We start from the raw sequence: 531 nt of genomic DNA on the forward strand, positions 1-531 counted from the left end.
GAGCAGGGCCATGGCGCTGGGGGGTCAGGTGGTTGTGCCGCAGCGGGCTGGGTGGGGCGTTGTGTGCAGGGGGAGGATGAGGCCTGCTACGTCAGCCCTGAAGAGTGGGCTGGGTCAGCACCTAGCTCTGCATCAGTCATGTACAGCCTGGGTGTCCTCATGTTCGACCTGCTGTATCAGGTGCGGCCTGGCATGTCACTGTCGTTGTCATCATCATCATCGTCATCATCATCGTCATCATCATCATTACATGGCATTTGCCTGTCGGCATAGCTGCAACACACACATCCAATTCTCAAAGCCCTTACATGTGTGACTTCCTGTCTCGACATGTGTGACCTGCTGTCATGCCATGTGTGATTTGATGTACCGCCATGTGTGACCCTGCCACTGTTGTAATGGCAGACAATGTGAGGTGGGCTGGGCTGGCTTAGGCTGCACAGGAAGTGGATTAGCATTAGGGTTGGCTGAGGGTGGGCAACCTAGGGGCTGTCGACATCATTTGGTAGAGGGTGGACACCCGGTATGTAT

General features: G+C 55.6%; 1 protein-coding gene. It reads left to right on the forward strand.

The window, feature by feature from the left end:
* A partial coding sequence (locus tag ACT6R0_RS18665) for a hypothetical protein (RefSeq protein ID WP_444667465.1) occupies positions 1 to 273 on the forward strand: 273 nt, incomplete at its 5' end.
* Positions 274 to 531 lie beyond the last annotated feature (258 nt).

The organism is Flavobacterium sp., assembly GCF_052437795.1.
Lineage (GTDB): Bacteria > Bacteroidota > Bacteroidia > Flavobacteriales > Flavobacteriaceae > Flavobacterium.